The organism is Paractinoplanes tereljensis, assembly GCF_016862435.1.
GTDB lineage: Bacteria > Actinomycetota > Actinomycetes > Mycobacteriales > Micromonosporaceae > Actinoplanes > Actinoplanes tereljensis.
The window spans coordinates 239179-263527 of the sequence record NZ_BOMY01000042.1 but is presented as its reverse complement, the minus strand read 5'-3'; the positions used below and the strand labels follow the sequence as shown (position 1 = coordinate 263527).

Annotated in this window: 20 protein-coding genes and 2 pseudogenes; 16 read left to right on the top strand and 6 right to left on the bottom strand. The window is 67.5% G+C overall.

The annotated features are described in order from the left end of the window. Positions 1–82 precede the first annotated feature (82 nt). A complete protein-coding gene (locus Ate02nite_RS33550; RefSeq protein ID WP_203811882.1) occupies positions 83–790 on the top strand; it encodes a sulfotransferase-like domain-containing protein in 708 nt (235 codons plus the stop codon). Here Ate02nite_RS33550 and Ate02nite_RS33545 read toward each other — a convergent pair. The 3 genes from Ate02nite_RS33545 to Ate02nite_RS33535 are packed head-to-tail and all read right to left on the bottom strand — an operon-like array spanning position 757 to position 5374. Further along, a complete protein-coding gene (locus Ate02nite_RS33545) occupies positions 757–1668 on the bottom strand; it encodes an aminotransferase class IV (RefSeq protein WP_203811881.1) in 912 nt (303 codons plus the stop codon). The genes Ate02nite_RS33550 and Ate02nite_RS33545 overlap by 34 nt on opposite strands. A gap of 15 nt (positions 1669–1683) precedes the next feature. Further along, positions 1684–3222: a phospholipase D-like domain-containing protein gene (locus Ate02nite_RS33540; protein ID WP_203811880.1), complete on the bottom strand. Its 1539-nt coding sequence runs from the start codon at positions 3220–3222 to the stop codon at positions 1684–1686. Positions 3223–3247: 25 nt separating this feature from the next. Next, positions 3248–5374, bottom strand: coding sequence for a transglycosylase domain-containing protein (locus tag Ate02nite_RS33535; protein WP_203811879.1), 2127 nt, complete (start codon positions 5372–5374; stop codon positions 3248–3250). Positions 5375–5588: 214 nt separating this feature from the next. On the opposite strand from Ate02nite_RS33535, the gene Ate02nite_RS33530 reads away from it, so the two are divergent. The 4 genes from Ate02nite_RS33530 (at position 5589) to Ate02nite_RS33515 (ending at position 9219) form a co-directional block, all read left to right on the top strand. Beyond that, positions 5589–6734: a carboxylesterase family protein gene (locus Ate02nite_RS33530; protein ID WP_203811878.1), complete on the top strand. Its 1146-nt coding sequence runs from the start codon at positions 5589–5591 to the stop codon at positions 6732–6734. Positions 6735–6771: 37 nt separating this feature from the next. Then, a complete protein-coding gene (locus Ate02nite_RS33525; RefSeq protein ID WP_203811877.1) occupies positions 6772–8262 on the top strand; it encodes a serine/threonine-protein kinase in 1491 nt (496 codons plus the stop codon). A gap of 67 nt (positions 8263–8329) precedes the next feature. Further along, on the top strand, positions 8330–8830 hold the full coding sequence (locus tag Ate02nite_RS33520; RefSeq protein WP_203811876.1) for a hypothetical protein: 501 nt from the start codon (positions 8330–8332) through the stop codon (positions 8828–8830). Next, positions 8827–9219 (top strand): Imm1 family immunity protein, encoded by a 393-nt coding sequence (locus Ate02nite_RS33515; protein ID WP_203811875.1) that lies wholly within the window; start codon positions 8827–8829, stop codon positions 9217–9219. The genes Ate02nite_RS33520 and Ate02nite_RS33515 overlap by 4 nt, the downstream gene beginning before the upstream one ends. Positions 9220–9232: 13 nt before the next feature. Here Ate02nite_RS33515 and Ate02nite_RS33510 read toward each other — a convergent pair whose 3' ends face one another. Further along, on the bottom strand, positions 9233–10222 hold the full coding sequence (locus tag Ate02nite_RS33510; protein WP_203811874.1) for a glycoside hydrolase family 113 protein: 990 nt from the start codon (positions 10220–10222) through the stop codon (positions 9233–9235). 62 nt (positions 10223–10284) lie between these two features. Between Ate02nite_RS33510 and Ate02nite_RS33505 the strand changes: the two genes are divergently transcribed. The 11 genes and pseudogenes from Ate02nite_RS33505 (at position 10285) to Ate02nite_RS33455 (ending at position 22376) form a co-directional block, all read left to right on the top strand. Beyond that, complete coding sequence (locus tag Ate02nite_RS33505; RefSeq protein ID WP_239147902.1) at positions 10285–10863, top strand: TetR/AcrR family transcriptional regulator; 579 nt, start codon at positions 10285–10287, stop codon at positions 10861–10863. Positions 10864–10914: 51 nt separating this feature from the next. Further along, entirely contained in the window at positions 10915–13164 is a 2250-nt protein-coding gene (locus Ate02nite_RS33500) for a putative bifunctional diguanylate cyclase/phosphodiesterase (protein ID WP_203811873.1), read from the top strand. A gap of 211 nt (positions 13165–13375) precedes the next feature. Further along, positions 13376–16126, top strand: a pseudogene (locus Ate02nite_RS33495) (polymorphic toxin-type HINT domain-containing protein); the annotation flags it as partial. 693 nt (positions 16127–16819) lie between these two features. Then, a pseudogene (locus tag Ate02nite_RS49130) lies at positions 16820–17143 on the top strand (transcriptional regulator); the annotation flags it as partial. A gap of 541 nt (positions 17144–17684) precedes the next feature. Further along, positions 17685–18239, top strand: a complete 555-nt coding sequence (locus Ate02nite_RS33485; protein ID WP_203811870.1) for a hypothetical protein — start codon at positions 17685–17687, stop codon at positions 18237–18239. A gap of 40 nt (positions 18240–18279) precedes the next feature. Continuing rightward, positions 18280–18693: a hypothetical protein gene (locus Ate02nite_RS33480; RefSeq protein ID WP_203811869.1), complete on the top strand. Its 414-nt coding sequence runs from the start codon at positions 18280–18282 to the stop codon at positions 18691–18693. Positions 18694–18804: 111 nt separating this feature from the next. After that, on the top strand, positions 18805–19707 hold the full coding sequence (locus tag Ate02nite_RS33475) for an SMI1/KNR4 family protein (RefSeq protein ID WP_203811868.1): 903 nt from the start codon (positions 18805–18807) through the stop codon (positions 19705–19707). After that, a complete protein-coding gene (locus tag Ate02nite_RS33470; protein WP_203811867.1) occupies positions 19694–19927 on the top strand; it encodes a hypothetical protein in 234 nt (77 codons plus the stop codon). Before Ate02nite_RS33475 ends, Ate02nite_RS33470 begins: the two co-directional genes overlap by 14 nt. 259 nt (positions 19928–20186) lie before the next feature. Continuing rightward, positions 20187–20513 carry an immunity protein TriTu family protein gene (locus Ate02nite_RS33465; RefSeq protein WP_438871283.1) on the top strand — a complete coding sequence of 109 codons (327 nt, stop codon included), beginning with the start codon at positions 20187–20189 and terminating at the stop codon, positions 20511–20513. 670 nt (positions 20514–21183) lie between these two features. Beyond that, positions 21184–21990, top strand: coding sequence for an SMI1/KNR4 family protein (locus Ate02nite_RS33460; RefSeq protein ID WP_203811865.1), 807 nt, complete (start codon positions 21184–21186; stop codon positions 21988–21990). Continuing rightward, on the top strand, positions 21987–22376 hold the full coding sequence (locus Ate02nite_RS33455; RefSeq protein WP_203811864.1) for a hypothetical protein: 390 nt from the start codon (positions 21987–21989) through the stop codon (positions 22374–22376). The genes Ate02nite_RS33460 and Ate02nite_RS33455 overlap by 4 nt, the downstream gene beginning before the upstream one ends. On the opposite strand, the gene Ate02nite_RS33450 is transcribed toward Ate02nite_RS33455, so the two are convergent. Both Ate02nite_RS33450 and Ate02nite_RS33445 read right to left on the bottom strand, forming a co-directional pair. Further along, the gene (locus Ate02nite_RS33450) at positions 22359–23102 is read right to left on the bottom strand and encodes an alpha/beta fold hydrolase (RefSeq protein WP_203811863.1); all 744 of its coding nucleotides are present in this window, start codon (positions 23100–23102) and stop codon (positions 22359–22361) included. The genes Ate02nite_RS33455 and Ate02nite_RS33450 overlap by 18 nt on opposite strands. Continuing rightward, positions 23092–24300: a sigma-54-dependent transcriptional regulator family protein gene (locus tag Ate02nite_RS33445; protein WP_203811862.1), complete on the bottom strand. Its 1209-nt coding sequence runs from the start codon at positions 24298–24300 to the stop codon at positions 23092–23094. The genes Ate02nite_RS33450 and Ate02nite_RS33445 overlap by 11 nt, the downstream gene beginning before the upstream one ends. Positions 24301–24349: the final 49 nt, after the last annotated feature.

The window sequence follows — 24349 nt, the reverse complement described above, 5'->3', positions numbered from 1 at the left end:
CCCTTCTCGGTGGTATGCGGCCGAAGTTACCCGCGGATCGGGCCGGGGCAGCTGTGATCTGCACCAATGCCATCATCTAGCGATGACAGTGCGGGTGGCGATGTGGTCCGGGCCGCGCAACATCTCGACCGCGATGATGCGCAGTTTCGGCGCGCGGGCCGACACGGTGGTGGTCGACGAGCCGCTCTATGCCCACTATCTCGACGTCACCGGCATCGAGCACCCCGGCCGGGACGCGATCCTGCGCAGCCAGCCGACCGGCTGGCCCGAGGTCGCCGCACAGCTCACCGGGCCGCTGCCCGGCGACCCGGCCGTGCACTACCAGAAACACATGACCCACCACCTGCTGCCGGTGATCGGCCGGGACTGGCTGGGCACGCTGACCCACGCGTTCCTGATCCGCGACCCGGCGCACGTGGTCGCGTCCTACGCCCGGGTGCGCGGCGAGCCCACTCTCGAAGATCTGGGTTACCCCCAACAGGCCGAGATCTTCCGGGCGTACGGCGGACCGGTCATCGACGCGGCCGACGTGCTCCGCGACCCGGCCGGCACGCTGAGCCGCCTCTGCGCCGCGCTCGGCATCCCGTTCGACCCGGCGATGCTCGCCTGGGCACCGGGCCCGCGCCCGACCGACGGCGTGTGGGCCCCACACTGGTATTCCGCGGTCGAGGCCTCCACCGGCTTCGCGCCGTACGACCCGTCGCCACCCGACGTGCCGGCCCGGCTGCGCCCGCTGGTCGAGGCGGCCCAGCCCTACTACGACGAACTGGCCGGCAGCCGCACCCCGTGAAGCGCGGCGTGCTTCTGGTACAGCTCGGCGACCCGGATGGTCATCGGGCCCACCTCGCCGGTGCCGATCGTCCGGCCGTCGATCACCGTGACTCCGGCGACCTCGCCCATCGTGCCGGTGCAGAACACCTCGTCGGCGTTGTACATCTCGGTCAGCGACACGTCCCGCACCACCGCCGGGATGCCGGCCGCCGCCGCCAGTTCCAGCACGGTCTGCCGGGTGATGCCCTCCGGGCAGGCCGCCGTGGTCGGCGTGACCAGCCCGCCGCCGGCCACCGCGAACAGGTGGGTGGCATTGGTCTCGGCAACGAAACCGCGCTGGTCGAGCATGAGCGCGTCGTCGGCGCCGGCCGCGGTCGCCTCGATCTTGGCGAGGATCGAGTTCAGCAGGTTGGCGTGGTGGATCTTCGGGTCGAGCACGTCCGGGCCGGGCCGCCGCACGCTCGCGGTGGCCAGCCGCAGGCCACTGGTGTCGTAGACCGGTGGCTTGTATTCCGCCAGCACGATCAGCGTCGACCCGGATCGGTTGAGCCGCGGATCCATCCCGCTTGTCACCTTCACCCCACGGGTCAGCGTCAGGCGTACGTGCACCTCGTCGTACATCTGATTGGCCTGCAGCGTCGCGGTGACCGCCGCGATGATCTCGTCGTCGCCGGGGATGTGCGCGAAGTTCAGCGCGGTCGCCGACCGGCGCAGCCGGGCCAGATGCTCCCGAAGGCCGAAGATCGCGCCCCGATAGAGCCGCAGCCCCTCCCAGACCGCGTCGCCACCCTGCACCACCGAGTCGAACGGGGAGAGGCCGGGCTGGTCGCGGTGGAACAGCTCGCCGTTGACCCAGTAGCGAAGGTCGGCGTTGCGTTCGTCATACGTCTGCAGCATCGCGCTCGATCCTAGTCAGGCCGGGCCGACCAGGCTCAGCACCGATTCGAGCGGGTCGAAACCGGCCGGCATCCCCGTCGTGCGCCAGGAGCCGGCCGGCGCGGTCGCCGGCAGCCATTCCGGGCGGAAAACCCCCAGGGCCAAATCCAGATCTTCGAGGTACGGGCGTAGCTCCGCGGTCACCGGCGTGCGCAGATGCTCGGCCCACAGCCGCACCCGCAGGTCACGCACCTCGTCGCCGGTGGTGACCAGGGCGGCGGTCAGCTCGGTGTCGACGCCGACCATCGAGCGGCTGAACAGGTTGGCCGAGCCGACCGCGGCGAACCGGTCGTCGACGATCACCACCTTGGCGTGCACGGTGAGGTGCTCGATCCGCCAGAGTCCGATGTTGCGGCGCAGCCCGTACGGCAGCGGTTCGATGACCTTCTTCTGCAGGTCGGCGTTGACCGTCCCGTTGATCAGCGGGGACGACTCGGCCGGGTCTCGGGTGCCCGAGCCGACCAGGATCACCTTGACCCCGCGGGCCGCCGCCGCCCGCAGGTAGGGGTAGAGCTCGAAGCGGTGGTCGCCGCCCGGGTACTCCCGGAAGTACTGATCCTCGATGTAGACGTAGCGCCGCGCCGCCCCGATCGCCTGCACCAGCGTCAGGAAGACCTCGTGCACGCCGTCGGGCGCGACGTCGCTGTAGTGCCGGCGCTCCCACGGCAGCAGCGAATCGATGTACCAGGGCCCGACCGACCGCAGGACCTGACAGGCCGACCCGGGCGCCGACCGGGCGGCCTGGGCCGGGGCCGGCCCGATCCCGCGCAGCGTCCCACCCGGGTTGAGCACCTGCAGGCCCTTCATGGCAGGCCAGACGTATCGCCGCCGGGGCAGCCCGACCGCGCCGATCCAGCGCATCCGGAACACCCGCCAGACGTCGGCGGCGGCCGGCCCCTGAATGATCGCCCCGGCGTCGTGCCACCCCCACCGCCCGCCGCGCACCGACTGCCGCCGGTGCGGCGTCTCGTCGACCCGATTGCCCGCGTAGTCGATGCCACCCACGCACGCGGTGAGCTCGTTACCCCGCCGCACCAGGGTGATCTTCTGGTGGTTGGACCCGACGCCGGACCCGGACCAGTCGAGCAGCACCCGATCGGCCAGCGGCGCCGGATCGTTGCGCCGGTCGACGCTACGGCGCCACCGCCGCAGCACGTGCGCCGAGCTGACGTTCTGATGGAACGGCCCGATCGTGGGCCGCACCAGGCTGCTGCTGACCACCGCCCCGGCCAGGATGATCCGGACGTCGACCCCCTTTGCGGCCAGCCCGGCCAGCAGATCGGCGAGGGGCTCATAGCCGGCGTCGCCGGCCCGCTTCCCGGTCAGGTCCATCTCCGGCTCGAGCTGCAGACCGCAGATGTACGCCGCGTCGCCCGCCCCGAGAGACGTCAGCAGCTCCCGCATCCGCCACATCCACCCGCGCCCGTCCACGACGAACTCGACCGACGAGTTCTCCACGTGCGGCCCCACCGCAGGCGTCAGATAGCGAGCAACGAGTTCGTCCAGCTTCGCCATGGCGAAGACCCTATAAGGCCGCGCCTCAGGGTGTCTTGAACTGCTCTGAGGGCTTTCCGTCCATGTAGTCGGCGACCGTGTTCCAGACCGCGGGGTTGATGACGTCGTGCTTCATCTGGTCGTGGTGGGCCTGCCAGTCGGGGTTGACCATGTAGCCGGCCACCACGATCGACGTCGTGCCCACCACCAGGGACGCGGTCTTCTCGGCGTCCGTCGTGCCGGTCTTGCCGAAGACCGGGTGGCCCACCACGCCGCGGACCGCCTTGGCCGTGCCGGTGCCGCCGCAGCTGCCCAGCTGGGCCGAGTCGCCGACCGGGCAGCGGGTCGCGTCAAGCGTCTTGCGGGCCACGTCCGTGCTGGTCACGCGCTTGCAGCTGGGCTTGCCGATGTCCAGTTTCTCGCCGTTGTGGTTGGTGATCTGCTCGACGGGAGTGGGTGTGCAGTACATACCGTCGCCGGCCAGGGTGGCGTACGCGTTGGCGATGTCCAGCGGGGTCGACGCCGAGACGCCCAGGGTGAACGCGCCCCAGTCGTGGGCGGACTGGGTGGCCAGGTCGTTGTCCTGCTTCTCGCGGAACTGCACGCCGAAGCGCTGCGCCACGTCGACCACCTTCTCCGCGCCGACCTGCTCCTGCAGCGGCACGAAGTAGGTGTTCACCGAGGCGCCGAAGCCGGTCCACATGTTGAACGGGCCGGCCTCCTTGGCGCTGGAGTTGCTCGGGCAGTAGTGGCCGTTGCAGGCGGCGGGGGCGGCCGAGTCGCGGTAGAGCGGCGACACGTACCGATTGGTGGTGTTGATGTTGTAATCCAGGTTGAAGCCGTTTTCCAGGGCCGCGACCATGGTGAACATCTTGAACACCGAGCCGGCCTGGTAACCGTTGATGTCGCCGCCACCGGTGATGATCGGGTTGGTGGTGTTCGGGTACGTGGCCCGCGCGCCGGCCTTGCGCTTCTTCGGGTCGGACGACAGCGGGTTCGGGTTGGCCGCGGTGGGCAGCTTGAACTTGCGGTTGGCGGCGAGCGCCCGCACCTTGCCGGTGCCGGGCTGCACGGCCGCCAGCAGCAGCGCGTTCACCGAGTTGTCGCTGCGCTGTTCGAGGATGCGCTTGCGGGCCGACTTCTGCGCCTTGATGTCGAGCGTGGTGACGATCTTGTAGCCGCCGCTCTTCAGCCGGCGCTCCCGGTCGTACGAGTTCTCGCCGAACGCCGGCTGGGCCAGCCACCAGCGCTGGAAGTAGTCACAGAAGAAGCCCCACTCGTTCTTGTTGGCGGCGGTGCATCCGTTGCCGACCGACTTCGTAGTGTGCGGGACCTTCTCGGTTTTGGCCTTGGCCGCCTGGTCGGCGGTGATGTAGTTCAGCGACAGCATGTCGTTGACGACGTAGTTGCGGCGCTGCTCGGCCCGCGGGTAACCCTCGGTGCTGGTCGGGTCGTAGTACGAGGTGCCCTTGACCATGCCGGCCAGCAGCGCCGACTCGGCCACGTCGAGGTCCTTGGGCTTCTTGCCGAAGTAGATCTGGCTGGCCGCGTAGATGCCGTAGGCGCCGTTACCGAACGGCGCGATGTTCAGGTAGCGCTCGAGGATCTGTTCCTTGGTCATCTGCTTCTCGAGCTCGAGCGCGAACTTCATCTCGGAGACCTTGCGCTCGGGCGTCTTGGCCGTCGCGGCCAGCACCTCGGACGCGGTGGTCGCCGAGTAGGACTGCGACATGCGCACGACCTGCATGGTCAGCGTCGAGGCGCCCTGCTGGTCGCCGCCGGCCTTGTTGTTGGCGAATGCCCGGGCCAGGCCCTTGAAGTCGACGCCGTGGTGCTCGTAGAACTTGTGGTCCTCGGCCGCGACCAGCGCCTTCTGCATGTTGACCGAGATGTCCTTGAGCGGGACGTCGCTGCGGTACTCGTCGTACATGACCGCGATCTGGGTCTTGCCGTCGGACGCGTAGATCCGGCTCATCTGCGGCGAGGTCTGCTGCTTGATCGAGCTGGGCAGGTCGGCGAAGCCCTCGGAGCCGGCCTTGGCCGCCAGCCCGGTCAGGGCTGCGGCCGGGAACGCGGCGGCCGCGACCACCACCCCGGCGAGCAACCCGACCAGGGCCAGGGAGCTCACGTTGGTCAACGGATGGCGGTCACGGCGACGGATGGCGAAGGGCACGGCGACGAGGCTAATCGGAGTGATCAAATCGATCTTCACGAAAAGCGGCGGTCTGGTTGCGCTACGTAATCTTCGCGCAGGTTACACGGTATGTTGCCCCGCTAAACCGCCCGTAAGTGTGGGCATTAACACTCCGGATTGTTGCGGGTAGGTTACGGCGGCGCTACGTTCAGATATCGACGGACCTCGCTACCGCTCGGGAGTTGACCCGGCCATGCCCATCAGTCGTCGTACCGTTCTGACCGCCGCCGCCGGGCTGGCCCTGCCCCTCGGCGCCGCACGCACCCGCCCGGCCGTGGGTTTCACCCTCAACGCCGAGACCCTCGACGGGGGCGAGCAGGTCACCTCGCTCACCCTGCACGCCGGCCGGCTCGGTCCACTCGATCCGGCGGCCTTCCGCGTCCACGCCACGGCCACCAGCCCGATCCCGCTCGCGCCGGGCGACCAGATCTTCAGCGAGTACGACCTGGACCGCCCGGTCACCGCCGCCCGCCGCGCCCGCCGCGGCAACATCGTGCTCGACCTCAGTTACGCCGAAGGGCAGCTCGGCGGCGGCACCCTCGGTTACATCGTCAGCCGGGGCCGCAACGTCCGGCTCAACCTCGTCTACACGATCACCCATGCCGCCTCGAATACGCGTTTCTTGCAGGGCGGGCTGGTGAACCCCGAGGTCGACGCGTTCGGTTACCACGCCTCGGCCTCGGGCCTGAAGTACCGGCTGTACTCGCCCGGGCACGCCCGCAGGCGGCCGCTGATCGTCTGGCTGCACGGCGGCGGCGAGGGCGCGTCCCTGCCGGACGACTACTACGACAACGAGACCACGCTGCGGGCCAACCGCGGAGCGCTCGGCTTCGCCACCCGAGAGGCGCAGAAAATCTTCGGCGGCGCCCACGTCGTGGTTCCGCAGAGCACGTCGTACTGGATCCAGGACGGCCCCCGGTTCGCGCCCCTCATCCGCGAGATCGTCGAGGACGTGGCGCGCCGGAACGACGTCGACCGTGACCGGATCTACGTGGCCGGGTGCAGCAACGGCGGCTACATGAGCATGAAGATGACCGTGACCTATCCCCGGTTGTTCGCCGCCTCGGTGCCGATCTGCGGCGTGGTGACCGCGCTGGTCTCCGACACGGAGCTGGCCGAGATCCGCACCCCGAGCTGGCTGGTCGCGTCCCGGGACGACACCACGGTCGATCCGGTCGCGAACACCGTGCACGCCCACGACCTGATCCCGCGTTCCCGGATGACCCTCTACGACACCGTCACCTGGAACGGTTACCGGTTCCCCGGCCACTGGTCATGGATCTACGTGGCCCGCAACGACCAGAACTTCTGGCAGTGGATGGCACGGCAGCGACGCTGACGCGTGAATTCCGCCCCGGCCGGGTACATCGCCGTACGTGACTGTGGCCCCGGTCTATGTGCATGAGCGGTACCGCCTCGGCCGGACCCTGGGCGCGGGCGGCATGGGCCGCGTCTGGCAGGCCCGCGACGAGCTCCTCGACCGCGACGTGGCGCTCAAGGAGATCCTGCTGCCGGACGAGATCGTCGGCGCCGACGGCGAGGCGCTGCGCAAGCACATGCTGCGCGAGGGCCGGGCCGCCGCCCGGCTGGCCCATCCGGCCGTGGCCCGGATCTACGACACCTTCGAGTCGGAGGGCCGGGCCTGGATCGTGATGGAGTACGTGCCGTCCCGCTCGCTGCAGGAGGTCATCGACGCCGACGGCCCGCTGCCGCCGCAGCGGGTCGCCGAGATCGGGCTGGCGGTGCTGGCGGCGCTGCGGACCGCGCACGCGGCGGGCGTACGGCATCGCGACGTCAAGCCGGCCAACGTCCTGCTCGCCACCGACGGCCGGGTGGTGCTCACCGACTTCGGCGTGGCCGCGGTCGACGGCGAGAGCCTCAACACCAGCTCCGGCCTGGTCTTCGGGTCACCGCAGTACATGGCCCCGGAACGGGTGCGCGACGGCGACACCACGCCGGCCGGCGACCTGTGGTCGCTGGGCGCGACGCTCTACGCGGCGGTGGAGGGCCACGCGCCGTACCAGCGCCCGTCGGTCATGGAGACGATCACCGCGATCGCGGTGGAGGAGCCGGCGGCGGCGACCCAGGCCTTCGAACTGCGGCCGGTCCTGGACGGTCTGTTGCGCAGGTCGCCCGGCGAACGCATAGATGCGGAAGAAACCAAGAGGCGGCTGTACGAGGCATTAGAGCCGTCCTCCGCGACACCTCGGAGCAATCGCCCCGCGATCGCCGCAGCCGTGGCCGTGCTCGTCCTTCTTCTCGGTGCCGGAGCCGCCTGGCTGACGCTGCGGCCAGATTCCGGCAATTCCCCCGCCGGGTTGTCGCCCTCTTCGGTGGCGCCCTCCCCGTCGCAGCCGTCCGCTTCCGTGCCCGCCTCGCCGACACCGTCCGCCGCGGTCTCGTCCGCCGCCGCGACGACTGACCGGCCCGCTCTCCCGGCTGGCTGGACCGACTACCACGACCCCACCGGCTTCTCGGTCTACGTCCCCAAGGGCTGGACCCGGTCCAAGGAGGGCAGCATCGTCTACTTCCGCGCCCCCGGCCGGGTCCTGGGCATCGACCAGACCGACAAACCGCAGTGGGACCCGGTAGCCGACTGGCGAGGCAAGGCCAACTACCGCAAATCCAACGGCGACTTCCCCGGTTACCGCGAGATCCACATCCGCGAGGTGAAGTACTTCCTGAAGGCCGCCGACTGGGAATTCACCTTCAACCGCTCCGGCGTACGCCAGCACGTGAACAACCGAGGCGTAGTGACCTCAAAGCACCAGGCGTACGGCTTCTACTGGCAGACCACGGATGCCGGCTGGAAGGCCGCCCAGCCAGACCTGACCCTGGTCTTCGACAGCTTCCGCCCAGCGACCTGACCGGCCCCACCGGCGCGCCTCGGACTGGCAGAATGTCGGCGCCAAGCCGAAGCGATAGGACCTTGCGATGGCCGACGAGGTTGATCAAGAGCTTTGGGCTGCTGTCGTTGCAGCCCAACAGCAGCTCGCGCGAGCCCGCGCGGAGTTCCATCGGCACGCACAATCACGTCCGGAGATCTTGGCCGGTGCCTTGCGTGGGTCCAGTTGGGAACGTGGTGCCGCTCTCTCCTTCTTGGAGACTCTGCCGGATGATGTTCCGGAACTGCTTGATGTTCTGATTGACAATGCGATGGCTCCCGGTTGGGCGCTGGCCGCAAGGCGCGCTATCGCGGCCGGGCGGCCCGAGGCGATCTCGCCGCTGATCAAGAAGGCTTCAGCTGAGCGGTCGCTCAATGCCGATGCGGAGGACTGCCGTCGTCTAGCGGAGTTGCTTGAGCATCTCGGTGAAAGCGATTGCCTCGCCGATCTGTTGCAGGCAGCTGGGCGCCAAGGCGATCCGGAATACCTCGAAATTGTCGAAGACTTCCGGTCCGCGGAAACATCAAGTGACCGAAGGGCTCGGCCTTGACGGAGATAGTGTGGGGCGGCGGCGCCGGCGAGTCGGCGTTCGTGACGGCCGCCAGCGTTAGAAGTGTGTTGGTGGAGTTGGACCGATCGGCTGTTGCATTCCCGTTTATCGCCGAGGTGGTCATCGAGAATGGTGACTCGCTGGGCATCGCTCTCGGTAGAGTAAAATCGGTGCTCAACTTTGTGTCCGCCTCCAAGAAGCCGCCGTACCTCGCCAGCGAGGGCCGCTCCCCAGCGGCCGGGGACGGGGTGGTCAGGTTTGACTATTTCGGTTCGGCGACCGAATTCCCGAGCTGGCAGGAAATACCCATGAGCGATGCGATGGACGCGGTCTGCAATTTCGTTGCGACCGGAGTTCGGCCGGACAGCGTCGCGTGGACCGAGGTTTGACCGGACCGTCGGCTCAGGCGTAGCGGGCCGCTACCGCCGCGAACGCGGCCTTCGGCTCCCAGGGCAGGCCCGGGTAGGTGTTGCCGGTGCCGTTTTCGAGGACCTTCACGATGCCCAGGCTGGCCAGGTCCAGGTCGTCTCGGGGGTCGCCGTCCGGGCGGTGCGGCAGGTTGTGCAGGGCGAACAGGTGCACGAAAGCGCTGTCCACGCCCTCGCTGTCGAAGATCTCCAGGAGCTCGTCCAGGTACGCGGCCTGGCCGGCCTCGTCCCGCTCGTAGACGCCGTCCAGCCGCAGCGGCGGGCCGTCCTGCAGGATCGCCATGCTGCGCGGTGCGACGTCGCCGGCGCCGCGCCAGGTCGCCGTGCCGAAACCGGTGATGGCGACCGGCTTGGGCTGCGCGACGAGGGTGCGCACGGCGCCGCGGAAGAGGTGGGCCACCTCGGCCGAGCGGATCAGCTCGAACGTCACGAAGTCGAACAGCGACCAGTCGACGCCCTCGAACTGGATGGCCGAATAGGTGACCCGGCCGCCGAACACCTCGCGGATCGCCGGCACGACCGTGCGGAAGAAACGGCCGAGCCGGTCCTGGGCCTCGGCGATGCGCTGCGCGTCGCCGAACAGGTGCTCGAGCCGCTGTTCGAGCCGATCGCCGTCGATGAAGCCGCGGTTCATGATGCTCAACTCCACCCCGGCCACGAAGACAACCTGGCCTTGGACCCGCGCCGCCCGCCGGGCGCATTCCAGGAACAGCGCCTCGATCTGGTCAGGAGCAAGATCCAGAGGGTACGGCGTGAACCAGACCTCCAATCCCAGGCCGGTGGCGATCCGGGCCACCGCTTCCAGGCGTTCCGGGTCGCCGCCGACGATCTGGACGGCCGTGCAGTGCAGGTCGTCCCGGATGATCGCCAGCTCGCGGCGGACCAGTTCCAGGTCGAGGTGCGGGATCGAGTTCGCCCCGTCGCGTACGAATCCCACGTCGTACGTCATGCCCATTGCTCTCATGCCGTTGAACTTAGGGCCTAAAGTTGCGTGCACGCAACTTTGCGTGCGCGTAGGATTTGGCCGTGGAGTCGTTGCGCGAACGGAAAAAGCAGGCCACCCGGGTGGCCCTGCAGGAGGCGGCGTTGCGGTTGGCGCTGCGCAAGGGCCCGGAGAACGTACGGGTGGAGGAGATCGCTGAGGCCGTCGGCGTCTCGCCGCGCACCTACAACAACTACTTCCCGAGTCGCGAACACGCGATCGTCGCCGCGCTGACCGCCGCCCGCGCGCCCGAGATCCCGCCCGGCGTCCCGCTGGCCGACGGGATCATCGACGCGGTGGTGGGCTATTACACCGACCCGGGCGAGGCGATGCTGATCATCGTCACCAACCCGGCGCTGCGGGCCTGCTACGCCGAGGCCGTCACCGGCATCGAGGGGCCGGTCGCCGCCGCGATCACCGCCCGGGGCGCCGACCCCCGCACGGCCGAGGTGCTGGCCGCCGCGGTCGCCGCCGCGGCCCGGGTCGCTCTGCGGCGATGGGTGCAGCCGGCCGGCGTACCCGGCTTGGTCATGGTCTCCGGCGGCCTGCCGGAGTTGATCCGGGCCGCGCTGGCACCGCTGGCCCCGGCCCTTGCCGCCGCTAAGGCTCACTCCGTGGCGTGACCTGCCGATGGGATCATCGTGCAGGCTGCGACGACAGTGCCACCGTGGCGGTTGACGCGCACGCTCGCCACGTCCATCGGCCTCGCCGCCGTCGCGGTGGTCTGGTTCTCGATCGGCATGTTCCACCGCATCCCGTCCGAGCCCGGCTGGTTCACCCTGTTCATCGCGGTGCCGCTGGCCGCGGTGACCTCGTGGCGGGCCGGCCGGCGCGGCCGCACATTCTGGCGGTACATGTCGGTCGGCCTCGTGCTGGTCGGCCTGGGTGCCGCCTCCGCCGCGAACGACTATTTCCGGGACACCGAGGTGTCCCAGCCGATCAGCGTGTTCACCTCGGTGGTCTACGTGTCCGGGCTGATCGCGATGCTGCTGGGGCTGATGCGCATCCGCGGGTCGCGCCGGACCCGGATCGAGTGGACCCGGTTCGGGCTGGACATCGCCACCGTGATCGTCACCGTGGTGACGTTCTCCTGGCACGTGTTCTATCCGCGCTGGCACAGCTGGCTGGGCGACAGCACGACGGCAGCGGTCTCCTTCATCGTGGTGCTCGCGGCCGGTTTCATCTGCGCCTTCGCGTTCGTCAAGGTCGCCTTCACCGGCACCGGCCCGATCGACCGGCGGGCCCTGCACATCCTGGCCCTGACCGGCGCGGTCGGCGCCGGCGGGGGAGCGCTGGCCCCGCTGCTGGCCACCCACTCGTACTTGAACTCGGCCTGGGTCATCCTGCCGGCCACCTGCATGCTGACCTGCCTGGCCGCCGACCGGCAGACCCGGGCCACCCGGGCCGGTCGCCCGCTGCCGCGGCCGGTGCCGCGCCGGCTGAGTTTCATGCCGTACGCCGCGGTCCTGGCCACCGGCATCCTGCTGATGTCCGGCGCCCGCTCGAAGTCCACCGACCTGGAGATGATCGCGGCCGGCTCGGTGACCGTCACCGTGCTGGTCGCCGCCCGGCAGCTGGTCGCGCTGCGCGACAACTCCCGCCTGCTCGACGACCTGGACGCCCGCCAGCGCGAACTGGCCTACCAGGCCGACCACGACGCGCTGACCGGCCTGGCCAACCGCACCGTGCTGGTCCGCGCGATCACCGCCGCGCTGGCCGGCGAGCCGTCGTCGCTCAGCGTGGCCCTGATCGACCTGGACGACTTCAAGGCCATCAACGACGACCTGGGGCACGCCGTCGGCGACGCGCTGCTCATCGCGGTCTCCGAACGCATTGCCGCCGCGGTCCCGGCCGGCGGCGTGGTCGCCCGGCTGGGCGGCGACGAGTACGCGATGCTGCTGCCCGGCGACGCCGCCGCCACCCTGGCCGAGGTGACCGCCCAGCTGCGCCGTCCGGTTCATGCCGGCGGCTACGAGCTGGTGGTGGAGGCCAGCATCGGCCTGGCTCCGGCCCAATGCGGCGACACCGCCCAGGAGCTGCTGCGCCGGGCCGACGTGGCGATGTACGAGGCGAAAGGCCAGGGCAAGGGCCGCCAGGTCGGCTACGACCCGGTGATGGACCAGCGCACCGCCGATTTGGCCCGCCTGGCCGCCGACCTGCGCATCGCCCTGGATACCGACCAGCTGTACCTGCACTACCAGCCGATCGTGTCGATGCCCGGCGGCGAGCTGTTCGGGGTGGAGGCGCTGGTGCGCTGGACCCATCCGGAACGCGGCCCGGTCGGCCCGGCCGTCTTCATCCCCGCCGCCGAACGCACCGGCCTGATCGTCCCGCTGGGCGCGTGGATCCTGGAGGAGGCGTGCGAGCAGGCGGTGCGCTGGTGCGACGAGCTGGGCGAGGGGGCCCCGCGCACGGTCACCGTCAACGTGTCGGCCCGTCAGTTGCGGGAGGCCGGCTTCGCGGCCGACGTGGACGCGGTCCTGCGCCGCACCGGCCTAGCCCCGCACGTGCTCACGGTCGAGGTAACCGAAACGGCCGTCTTCGACGGCGGCACGGCCCTGGAGGAGCTGCGCGCGATCGCCGCGCTGGGCGTGAAGATCGCCCTGGACGACTTCGGTACGGGCCACTCGTCACTGGGCCTGCTGCGCACCTGCCCCGCCGACATCCTGAAGGTAGACAAGTCCTTCGTGGACGACATCGTGACCGGAGGCCACGAGGCGGTGGTAGCGGCGGCGTTGATCCGCATCTGCGACGGCATGAACCTGCGCGCGGTCGCCGAGGGCGTGGAGACCGCCGACCAGGCGGCCGAGCTGTATCGGCTGGGCTATCGATACGCCCAGGGTTATTACTACGCCCGCCCCATGCCTCCAGAGGCGATCGCGACTTACCGCCCGGCCGCCGCCAAGCAGCGCTCCGCCGCCTGACTCCGTCCTTTCTGGACAGATCCTGAGTGATATGCGTCATAGCCGGCTGGTTGCGGGCCCGCTGGATCTCCGCGGTGGCCAGCGGATTCGCGGGTTGCGTGGCTGATTCCGGTCCGCAGTTGGCCGAGGACTCTCGGTTTACTTCAAAGATCTTCTATGTATAAATTCCCAGCGGGGCGAGCCTACGGCTCGGGAGTTTTGATGTTGATGGTTGCTGTCCGGTCGGTCACGCGTCGACCGGATCGACGTCACACCACCGGCGGGCGGGACGGCGGCCTCCACCGTCACGGACGCCCGCGGCCGAACCGTCGAACTGCGTCAGTACCACGGCGCGGCGCCCACCCCGCAGACCGCCGAGACCGGCCTGGCGGGCACCTACGTCTACACCAACACCTACAACCTCGACGGCTCGATCAAATCGACCGACCTGCCCGGCGCGGACACCGATCTTCCGGACGAGACCCTCACCTACGGCTACAACGACCTCGGCGCGCCGATCACCCTGGACACGAAGTACGGACCGGAAGCCCGGTCCTACATCGGGGGCACCGTCTACAACGCGCTCGGCGAGATCGACCAGATCGACCGTTACTTCGGCAGCGGCGGACACGTCTACACCGCGTACTCCCGCGAGGTGGACACCGGCCGGCTCACCGCCATCCGCACCGACCGGGACACGGTCACCCCCAACAGCCTTACCGACACCAGGTTCACCTACAACCCGGCCGGCAACATCACCAAGATCACCGATGTCGCGTCGGACCCGGCGGACGACACCCAGTGCTTCACGTACGACCACCTCGCCCGGCTCACCGAGGCGTGGACCCCGGCCGGTGGCGACTGTGCCCCCACGCCGTCGACCGCGTTGCTGGGCGGCCCGGCCGCGTACTGGAACAGCTGGCAGTACGACGCCATCGGCAACCGCACCAAGCAGGTAGCCCACTCGGCGAGCGGGGACAGCACCACCGACTACAACTATCCGACGTCGAGCAGCACCACCGTGCGCCCGCACGCCGTGACGACGACGTCCGGCGCGAGCACCGGAACCTACAGCTACGACGACTCCGGCAACATGCTCACCCGCCCGACGCCCTCGGCCGGCACCCAGACCATGACCTGGAACGCCGACGGCGCTCTGGAGAAGTCGTCCGACAACACCGGGCTGACCACGTACATCTACGACGCCGACGGCAACCGGTTCGTCCGCCGCGACCCGACCGGCCACACCCTGTACCTGCCCGGCCAGGAGATTCGATACGACACCAGTACCGGCACCACCACCGCCACGCGGTACTACTCCTTCGCCGGTGGCACGATCGCCTCCCGCACCGGCACGGCACTGACCTGGCTCTCCTCCGACCAGCAGGGCACCGCCCAGATCGCGGTGGACGTCGGCACCCAGCAGGCCACCACCCGCCGGCAGACCCCGTTCGGCGGCCCCCGAGGGGCCACCATGGCGTGGCCGAACGACAAGGGCTTCGTGGGCGGCACGAATGACAACACCGGCCTGACCCACCTGGGCGCCCGCGAGTACGACGCGGGCCTCGGCCGGTTCATCTCCGTCGACCCGCTGCTCGACCTGGCCGACCCCCAACAGTGGAACGCGTACGCCTACGCCGCCAACAACCCCGTCTCGTCCAGCGATCCCAGCGGCCTGATGGCCCGCGACGACAAGGGCGGGGGAGCGGCGGCGCTGACTGACACGGTCAACACCAGCGCGCACAGCGGCTGCGGCAGCGCGAACGCCTGCGAAAAGCACAACCCGGTAAGCGAAGGCGGTTACGGCGGCACAAAAGCTTCGGCCACGAAGGCCAAGGCCACCGGGAGACGCAGCGCCACCGGCCGTTACTTCGGCACGCTCGGCACCAACACGGTCGACTTCGGCAGTTCGATAGTGCCGGGAGGCTGCGTCGCCCAAGGCGTTCAGGTCTGCATCGACCAGGGCAACCCCTTGAACGCCCTCAACTTTGCCCTCGACTTCGTCCAGTGCGGAGCCGGCAACTGCGACGACCTCAACGTCGACTTCGACTGTCAAAACGGCTGGACCTCCGAGTGCAACGCGAACCTGACCTTCTTCGTCGCCTCGATGGCCGTCGGGGGTGGCCCCGGCCTCGACGCGATGCTCACCAGAGCCGCCGCCAAGGGTAAGACGGCGCGGTTGGCCCACGGGCCGTGCAGCTTCGCAGCCGGAACCACAGTGCTCATGGCCGACGGCACGACCAAACCGATCGAGAAGCTCGAACTCGGCGACGAAGTTGCCGCTACCGACCCGGTCGACGGAACAACAACCGGCAAACCAGTGACCGCCTGGCACGACGACATCGACCTGGACATGGCCGACGTCACGGTTACCGACGGGCACGGCCACCAGAACGTCATCCACACCACCCAAAATCACCCCTTCTGGACCGAGACGACCAGGCAATGGACCCGCGCCGACGCCCTCCAACCAGGTGATCGTCTAGCCAGCACAACGGGAAGCACGGCCGTCGTCAGGGACGTTCACCTCTTCCAACACCGTGCTCACCGCTTTAATCTGACCGTCGCTGACATCCACACCTACTATGTGCTCGCCGGCAACACTCCGGTACTCGTACATAACTGCGGTGATGTTGCACTCGGAACGCGTGCTCACGGCCTCCGGGAGTTTGCCGACGGAAACGGATACACGCATTACCTTGATTCACCTTCATGGCAGGCGGATGTGCGGGCAGCTGTAAACGATCCAAATACTCGCCTGCATGTCAGGCTCGATGGTTTCCATGGTGCGACTCCGGCCGAAAAGTTCACGAATGCTTACCGGAGTGGAATGGGTGATAATTGGTATGCGACTGAGTGGGAGATGTACAAGACTGGTCTTGCGGTGCGGGTCGGTAACCGTTCGTGGGACAGCATTACGTTCTATGATGGCGGGAAGGTTGTAAACTTCCCGCAGCCGTCCTTCCCAATGCCAGGAGGCTGAGTTGTCGCAGGTCATGAAGTCTTGGGATAGGTCCTTCAGGTTATGGGATTACTCTATAAGTCACTCCACGCTGCTTCTGCGCTGTGTCGGCAGTGGTAGTGAGGTGCCAAACCGGATCGATGTCGCATTCTTTGGAGTTCGAGCGCTCCATCTTCGGGATAGCTATGGGAGTCTCAGTATCGAGAAAGCTTCAGAAGTGTTTGTGGACGGAGGTCTCGATGTGAGTGTCACTGCAGGTGAACCGCTCGCGAGATATCTGGTCAATGGCGGGCCGGACTACATCTTGGCTACGAATGTCGCCTGGGAAGAGGACGACGGAGATCATCGAAGTCCATCACATTTCGGGCCGCTGCGAGGAACGCCCTGACGGTGAAGGCCGCGAGGGGCGGTAGCGGCGAGCACCCTGGCGGCGTGCTGGGTTGTGCCTTGGCGTGCACTCCTGTTGCTGTCACGATTGATGTCAGATGATCATCGACATTTAGGATCGTCGATGTAATTGCAAGGGCCTACGTGCATGGGTCTGGCGGTCCGCGTTTGCTTGGCGTGCGCGTGGGGCCGTAGGCCTGTAGCGCGTGCGCGCGGCCCGGCTTCGGCCGGGCCGCCTTCTTGATCCTGTATAGCTTTTCTTAGCCAATCGGCTGCTGCGGGCTTCGCTGGCGCTGAGGGCTGCTGCGGCTACTTGGCTGGCTTGCGGGCGCGGCGCGGCTTCGCCGGCTCGGGTGCTGCTGGTGCTGCGTCGGCAAACGCGAAGACGGCCTGCTCATCGCCAAAACCGCTGTAGCTGGCGCCACCGACGCGACTCCGGTCGTACGGGCGCTGCTGCTGGAACGCCTGGCCTGGGCCGCCGCCCGCTGCCACGACCAGGACACCTGCCGCCGCGCCCTGGACGCCGTCGACGACGCCTACGACCAGCGCCGGCCCGGGATCACCGAACCGGAATGGGTGTACTGGCTCAACCGCGCGGAGATCGACGTCATGGCCGCCCGCTGCCACATCCAACTCGGCCAACCCGCCGCTTAGGTTTGCGACGGCAGCAATCCGGCTCGAAATTCGGGACAGCGAGCTACCGGTCGTGCTTTCACCCGATGGTGCAGCCGGCTGGGCATTGGATCGGTTGCCGATTTCTCGAGAAGCGGCATTGGAATTAGCGCGTGTCAGGCGAGAGCAATACCTGACCGCAGGCGAATCATCGTACGCCCCGGTGGGAATATTGTATGAATTTGCCGGGAAGGAGCCCGATTTTGAATCACGGAACCTCAGAGGAGTTGAAAAGATCCTGTCTGCGCTTCCTTGGATAGCCGATCACTTAAAGGACCCCGGAACTCGTCGCGAGGTTGAGGCTTGGCTTGCCATTGAAGGGAAGTTGTGACGTTTGGTTCTTCAGTAAATTATCCAGCAAGAAGGGTGGTGACACATATCCGGTCCAACCCTGGGATGTTCCTATAAGCGTGGACGGCGCCTCCCCGCTCGTCGTAGGCCGCGTGCATATGGCGCCGGGAATGGTGCCGGTCGCTTGAGGGGATGCCCCTTGCGGGGCCACCGGACAGGACCAAAGGCGGTGATGGAGAAAGAAATGGCCTTCATGGCGAGGTTGTTGGTTGACGAATATGGCTTCCTGTTCGGAGGGGAGGAGGGTTTTCCGGTCGACGTGACAGAGCACGACTGGGAATCTCCGTATCCGACGTTTGTGGTGCCTGCGAGATTCGAGTGGGAGGCGGGCGGGCTGGGGGCTGAGCCCAACATCTTCCGGCATCCCGAGATTCGTGATTGGGTTTGTGATGATGTGGCCTGGTCCGTGCTTTCGAAAGTCGCGCCATCGGATCCGAGGCTGCTTGGTAAAGGATATTTGGGCGAAAAAGAACTGCACATCGTTCAAGTTGTGACGATGCTGGATGTGGTGGACGTTGCTGCATCGGTAGTTGCCGACTATGGCTCGTATCGAGTAATTGAGTTTCCTGCATTTCGAGATGGCTGTGATGATGAGATGCGCTCGCGAATCTTTCGGATTCCCGGCTTATATACCGATATTTTCTTGGGCGATCTCCTCAAATCATCGCTCGATGAGGCCGGGATCGTTGGACTGGGGTACAGTCCCGTCCCAGTTGCAGGGTAGTTGCTGAAGGTTCGAGTAGCGGACCATTGGGTGGTAACTCATGGACGGCCGTGATGCGGCGATGGGCCCGGCGGAGCGGTTCAATGCTGAAGCAATCGAGCAGTATAAGTTCCTCTCCGAGGCCTTGGGGTTTGCGGGGCCGGATATTTCTGATGGCCTTATCGGATATCATTCGGCAGGCTATTCAATACTTGTCATTTACGACAATTATGAAAAGTCGGCGATCACCGTCGTTACTCGTAGAGTTGGTGACGCGACTCGGCGGGCGGAACTGTCCTGTCTCTACGCTTCCGCCGGGCTTGGACCTGCGCAAGATGTCAAGGGCAGCGCTCGCACGTCTCGCCTGGTCGCTGCAGCTATTGCTACCCAGGTCAAGGCGCTCAAGCTTGTTCTGCCTCTCCTGGACGGGCCAACTGGGAATGATTTGATGAACGCTTGTCACGCCCGCTATTGACCTAAGTGCGCCTGGCTTTCCCGGCGATCGAGCGGGGTCGCTGTGGCCGGACGTGCTCGCTAACATGTCCGAGCCTGAAAGCTGAACCCAGAGAAGCGGGCGGGTACCAACGTGGACACCGTTGAATCGCTTGCGTCGGCGGTCGGGGTTGCGTTGAACGTCGGCCCGGGTCGGGACTGGACGCGCATCGAGCAGTCGCTCGGCGGCCTGACCCTCCCGGCGGACTACAAGCGCGTGGTGGACGGGTTCCCGCCCGGTGAGTTCAAGGCGCTTGTCCGAGTCCTGCAACCGGGCAGCGACGATTATCTCGGCGACTGGGAGTCACGGCTGGACGACCTTCGGATGTGGCGCGAGGACGGCGACGGGACCTATCCGTACCCGCTCTATCCGGAGGAGGGTGGCCTACTTCCCTGGGCTACCACGCCGATGGCCGGGATCTTCTTCTGGCTCACCGAGGGCGAGGACCCGGAGCGGTGGCCGGTGGTCTTGGCGGACAAGGGCTTCGAGGAATGGCAGCTCCGGCGCCAGAGCATGTCGGAGTTTCTGCTGGAGATCATCGCAGATCCGCCGCTCGGCCTGGCCGAACTGGCAGGCGGCGACCTTGCCACCAGCCCGTTGTTCAAGCCGTTTCCGCCCCGGGCGCGGGCGCTCAGCCCGGAGGGGCGCGAGGAGCAGATCCGCCGGGCCGGTGCGGACTTTCCGGTTCTTCCGGACGAGTCTGAAGCGCTGCTGGCGGTCGTGATCGGAGACGGCGCCGGGGCCGCCCCCACAGACTGGGCGGGGATCGCGGCCCGCTCAGGGGTGGAGTTCCCGCCGGACTATCGGCGTTTCTACGACGCGCTTGGTCCTGGCGTGTTCTGTGACATCACCATCGTCGGCCCGGAAGCCCAGGACGGCTGGAATCTGTGGGATCTTCTGCAGACTGGCCGGGACCGGCTGATCCCGTCGGTGCCGTACGTGAGGTTTCGCCCGGATGCCGGCGGAGTCATTCCGTGGGGGAGTGACGCCGGATGACTGGCTTCTCTGCTGGCAGACCTGGGCGGCCGGCCCGCGGTCCTGGACGGTGGTCGCAGTTGGTCCGCAGCTCGCGCGCTCCGATTTCATGGAGCTGTCGTTTGCGTCGTTCCTTCTGAATTACGCCGGGGTGTGGCAGAGCCGCAACATCTTCTTGCTCGACCATGCCCGGTGGAGCGGTCCGCCGAGGTTCCGGAGCGCCGAGCTGGATCAGCGGTAGGAGGACTCCGCACCACGCGGGACGGTCTCGCCCAGGAAGGTTAGGACCTCGTTGGCGAACCGGTCCGGGGCGAGGCTGTGCACACGGTGGCCTACTGGGATCGTCGTCAGGCGGCCGCCAAGGATGGCGGCGGTCGCCTCGGCCAGGCGCTTCGTGCTTCGCTCGACAGTCGCATGGCGCAGCGAAAGGGTAATCCAATTCACGAGCTACCTGAGGCGCTGAATGTCAACCACGTGACTAGCAAGTACGGGTGAAGGATATGCTGGAGAAAGTCGAACTTGTCGCCGCTGTTCGCCGTTGGCTAGCTGATCGGAGCCAGGAATTGTCGGCGACTGGATTCGTGTCCGAGTTAACTGAATCACCTGAAGATCGTGATCCTGGTTCCGTCTGGTTGGTGCTCGAATCGGATTCCACTATCGCAGAGGTGATCGTTTGGACCAACGGGCTGATCGATGCTAAGTCGATCAACGTGGAAACGAGCGAGGTTGTTGAGATGCATCGTGAAGTTGGGGAGACTTTTCAGGTCATCGCACTGATCGATAAGCTACCTGGCTTGCCTTCGGCGGGGGATACCTCTGCCCTGTAGCAGGTCGGCCGCGGCGGTGAAGCATCTGTGGCGCGCAGTCGCCATTGTGGGGCCGCCGGGCTTGGGTCTGCGCAAGATGCCAAGGACAGCGCCCATACATATCGCCTGGTTGCTGCGGCTATTGCTACCCAGGTCAAGGCGCTCAAGCTTGTTCTACCGTTCCTGGATGGGCCAACTGGGAACGATTTGATGAATGCTTGTCACGCTCGTTATTGACCTAAACCCACGTGAGCGGCGATTGGCGATCGAGGTGGGTCGCTGTGGCCGGACGTGCTCGGTACCATGGCCTGAGTTTGAAAGCTGAACCCAGAGAAGTAGGCGGGGACCACAGTGGACACCGTTGAATCGCTTGCGGCGGTGGTCGGGGTTGCGCTGAACGCCGGCCTAGGTCGGGACTGGACGCGGATCGAGCAGTCGCTGGATGGCTTGACCCTCCCGCGGGACTTCAAGCGGGTCGTGGACGGGTTCTCGCCTGGTGAGTTCAAGGGCGTTGTCCGCGTCCATCGGCCGGGCAAGCGCCGGGGAGACGAGAATGACTACCTCGGCGACTACGAGACCTGGCTGGACGACCTTCGTACCTGGCGGGCGGAGGGCGACGGTACGTATCCGTACCCGCTCTACCCGGAAAAAGGCGGTTTGCTGCTCTGGGGGGACATCGCCGACCGGCGGGATGTTCTTCTGGTTGACCGAGGACGCGGACCCGGAGCGGTGGCCGGTGGTCTGGGCGGACATGCACTACGAGGACTGGCGGGTTCACCGCAAGACCATGTCGGAGTTCCTGCTGGAGATCATTGCCGATCCGCCGCTCGGGCTGGCCGAGCTGGCCGGGGCCGACCTTGCCTCGAGTCCGCCGTTCAAGGCGTTTCCGCCGCGCCTGAAGGCTGTCGATCTGAAAGATCGTGAGGAGCAGATCCGCCAGGCGGGTGCGGACTTTCCGGCGCTTCCCGATGAATCCGAACCGCTACTCACTGCGGTCATCGCCGATGGCGTCAAGGCTACTGCGACTGACTGGGCGGCAGTTGCCCGCCAGGCGGGCGTGGAGTTTCCGGCGGACTATCGGCGCTTTTATGACGCGCTCGGGCCTGGCGTGTTCTGTGACATCACCATCGTCGGCCCGGAGGCCGCCGCTGGTTGGAATCTGTGGGACCTCCTGCAGACCGGCCGGGATCGGCTGATCCCGTCGGTGCCGTACGTCCGGTTTCACCCGGATGCGGGTGGGGCCATTCCCTGGGGAGTGACGCCGGATGGGTGGCTTCTCTGCTGGCAGACCTGGGCAGCCGGCCCACCGTCCTGGACCGTGGTCGCGGTCGGCCCGCAGCTCGCACGCTCCGATTTCACCGAGCTGTCGTTTGCGTCGTTCCTTCTGAACTACTCAGGAGTGTGGCAGAACCGCAATATTTTCTTGCTCGACCATGTCCCGTGGAGCGGTCCGCCGGCATTTCGGGGTGCTGGCGACGAAGGGGTAGATCGAGCATGAAGGACAGTCGCGTGGAACATTTTCCGGCGGACGCTTCGGGTGTGCTGGATTTCCTCGCGAAGGACTTTGGTCTTGATGGGCCGCGAACGCCAGAACCCGGATATGTCGGTTACGTGTCGGGGCGTTGGGCGATCTGGGCGGTTCTGGAAGAGCGCAACAAGACTGTGGACACGTTCGTCAACCTGGATGTTGGCGAGAAAATCCTGAGCGCGTCGGTGTGGAATCTCGTGCGCAAGGCGAAGCTGACGAGTGCCGGCCAACCCAGAACCAGTGCGGTAACGCGAGCGGGCATGCAGAAGTCGCTGACCGCCCAGGCGCACGCCCTCCGGCTCGTGCTGCCGTTGCTCTTCGCCGACGAGGGCGCTGGTCTATTGGGGGACCGCTGAGCCCTGGCTCGTCACCAGATCGTCAGCCTGGGCGAGGAAGGTGAGGACCTCGGTGGCGAAGCGGTCGGGGGCGAGGCTGTGCACTCGGTGGCCTACCGGGATCGTGGTCAGGCGGGCTCCTGGGATCGCGGCGGTCGCCTCGGCCAAGCGCTTCGGGGGGATGCAGCTCGTTGGGCCGCCGGACAAGATCAGGGTTGGCTGGCGTACCTCGCTCAGTTGCTCCCACCACAAAGGGTCGGGGCGGGTCAGCTGGCGGAGGATGGAACCCACGGCGCGTAGGTCGTAATCTCGGCGGACCGTGGCGATGCCGGCGATCGCGGCCAGCACCTGCAGTGGGTTGATGCCGCGCAGGGAGACCGAGCCGGGCTGCTGCGGCGGCGCTGCCAGGTCCTCCAGGACCAGGCCGGCTATGCGGTCCGGCGCGACCAGCGCGGCGGCCAGAGCGGCGTGGCCGCCTACCGAATGGCCGATCACGATGGCGTTGCGCAGGTCCAGGGTCTCCAGCAGGGCCAGGACGTCGTCGCGGATGCTGGTCAGGGCGTAATCGCCGGGGCGCGGGCTCGTGCCGTGGCCTCGCAGGTCGGCGGCGATTGTTCGGAAGCCTGCCTCGGTCAGCCGGGGGGTGAAGCGGTCCCAGGTGCTCGCGTTGCTTCCGCTGCCGTGCAGCAGCAGTACCGGCGCGCCGGCCGGGTCACCAGCCTGTCGGTATCCGAGATCAAGCGCCATCCGTCCTGTTTACCAGAGGTTTGCTCGGCGGCTTGCCGGAATGCACCCGTAGGACATCGATGGTTACCCCTGTCTCCAGGCGGTAGGGATTGGTCGCTACCAGGGCGCCGATCGCTCGGCGTAGCCGGCTGATCTCGGCTCGGACGGTCACCACGTGAGCTGCGTCTCCGTACAGGAAATGGCTTATCTGGCCGGCTGTCAGTCCTGCGGGGCCGCAATCGTGCAGCAGCGTCAGGATGTCGGCGTGCCGGCGCGTCAGCGACGTGCGCCATGGCTCGCCCGCGCCGCGCAGCTCCAGGAAGGGCGGGCCGGTCAGATCGAGGGTCGCGGTGATCTTGGGGTGCGGCCCGGCGGGCCGTACCAGCCAGCCTTCCGGCAGGCGTTCGACAAGACAAAGGCCCAGGCCGGGTACGCCCAGAGCAGTCCCGGACCGTGGCGCGCCGATCCGGTCCCGGGCGGCCACCCCGCTCGCGTGTGCCACCCAGCCGTGGTCGTCGACGATCAGCAGCGGGCCGCCGGCCGTGCCGGCCACGTGGGCGGCCGAGCGGCGCAACCGTTCCAGCCGGTCGGCGTGGTGCCGCCAGAGTTGCGCCTCGGCCAGCCGCACGCCGGTCGCGACCAGCGCCTCGATCGCTGGGTGCAGGGTGAGCGCGGGGCCGCTGACGTCGACGATGCCCAGCAGGTCGCCGGTGCGCGGGTCGTGCACCGGGTGGGCCGAGCAGTACCACGCGTGCTGGGCCTCCTCGAAGTGCTCGGCCGAGAAGAGCTGGACCGGCGCGGCCTCGACCAGCGCGGTGCCGATCGCGTTGGTGCCGACCGCGGCCTCGGTCCAGAGCGCGCCCTCGCCGAAGCCCAGCACGTCGGCCCGGCGGCGCAGTGCGGTCGAGCCGGCCCGCCACAGGATGGTGCCGTCGGCGTTCGTGACGACCAGCAGGAACGCATCCGAGGCGAGCCGTAGCAGTTCGGTGATGATCGGGGCGAGCCCGGAGTCGCGGCGTAGCCGTTCGACCTCACCGGCGGGGAGGAGGTCGTGCGGGTCGAGGCCCAGTCGCAGCACCCGCGACCAGGACCGCTCGACCAGCGGGCGGGGGCGGTGCGGCGGGCGGTCGCCGGCCAGCACCGCGTCGTGGACCTTGCGCAGGTCGCGGGCGTGGCGCGACAGGTCGGTGCCCGGCTGGACCGCGCTGTAGTCGCCCATGGCTGAGCATAGGCCCGCCTGTGCAATGTGTTGCAACCCTGTTGCGCGG

What these genes read in the sequence shown, in the direction of transcription:
- Ate02nite_RS33550 (WP_203811882.1), top strand. Translation starts at nt 83, where the DNA reads ATGACAGTGCGGGTGGCGATGTGGTCCGGGCCGCGCAACATCTCGACC.
- Ate02nite_RS33545 (WP_203811881.1), bottom strand. Translation starts at nt 1,668, where the DNA reads ATGCTGCAGACGTATGACGAACGCAACGCCGACCTTCGCTACTGGGTC.
- Ate02nite_RS33540 (WP_203811880.1), bottom strand. Translation starts at nt 3,222, where the DNA reads ATGGCGAAGCTGGACGAACTCGTTGCTCGCTATCTGACGCCTGCGGTG.
- Ate02nite_RS33530 (WP_203811878.1), top strand. Translation starts at nt 5,589, where the DNA reads ATGCCCATCAGTCGTCGTACCGTTCTGACCGCCGCCGCCGGGCTGGCC.
- Ate02nite_RS33520 (WP_203811876.1), top strand. Translation starts at nt 8,330, where the DNA reads ATGGCCGACGAGGTTGATCAAGAGCTTTGGGCTGCTGTCGTTGCAGCC.
- Ate02nite_RS33510 (WP_203811874.1), bottom strand. Translation starts at nt 10,222, where the DNA reads ATGAGAGCAATGGGCATGACGTACGACGTGGGATTCGTACGCGACGGG.
- Ate02nite_RS33480 (WP_203811869.1), top strand. Translation starts at nt 18,280, where the DNA reads ATGGACGGCCGTGATGCGGCGATGGGCCCGGCGGAGCGGTTCAATGCT.
- Ate02nite_RS33465 (WP_438871283.1), top strand. Translation starts at nt 20,187, where the DNA reads ATGCTGGAGAAAGTCGAACTTGTCGCCGCTGTTCGCCGTTGGCTAGCT.
- Ate02nite_RS33460 (WP_203811865.1), top strand. Translation starts at nt 21,184, where the DNA reads ATGTTCTTCTGGTTGACCGAGGACGCGGACCCGGAGCGGTGGCCGGTG.
- Ate02nite_RS33455 (WP_203811864.1), top strand. Translation starts at nt 21,987, where the DNA reads ATGAAGGACAGTCGCGTGGAACATTTTCCGGCGGACGCTTCGGGTGTG.
- Ate02nite_RS33450 (WP_203811863.1), bottom strand. Translation starts at nt 23,102, where the DNA reads ATGGCGCTTGATCTCGGATACCGACAGGCTGGTGACCCGGCCGGCGCG.
- Ate02nite_RS33445 (WP_203811862.1), bottom strand. Translation starts at nt 24,300, where the DNA reads ATGGGCGACTACAGCGCGGTCCAGCCGGGCACCGACCTGTCGCGCCAC.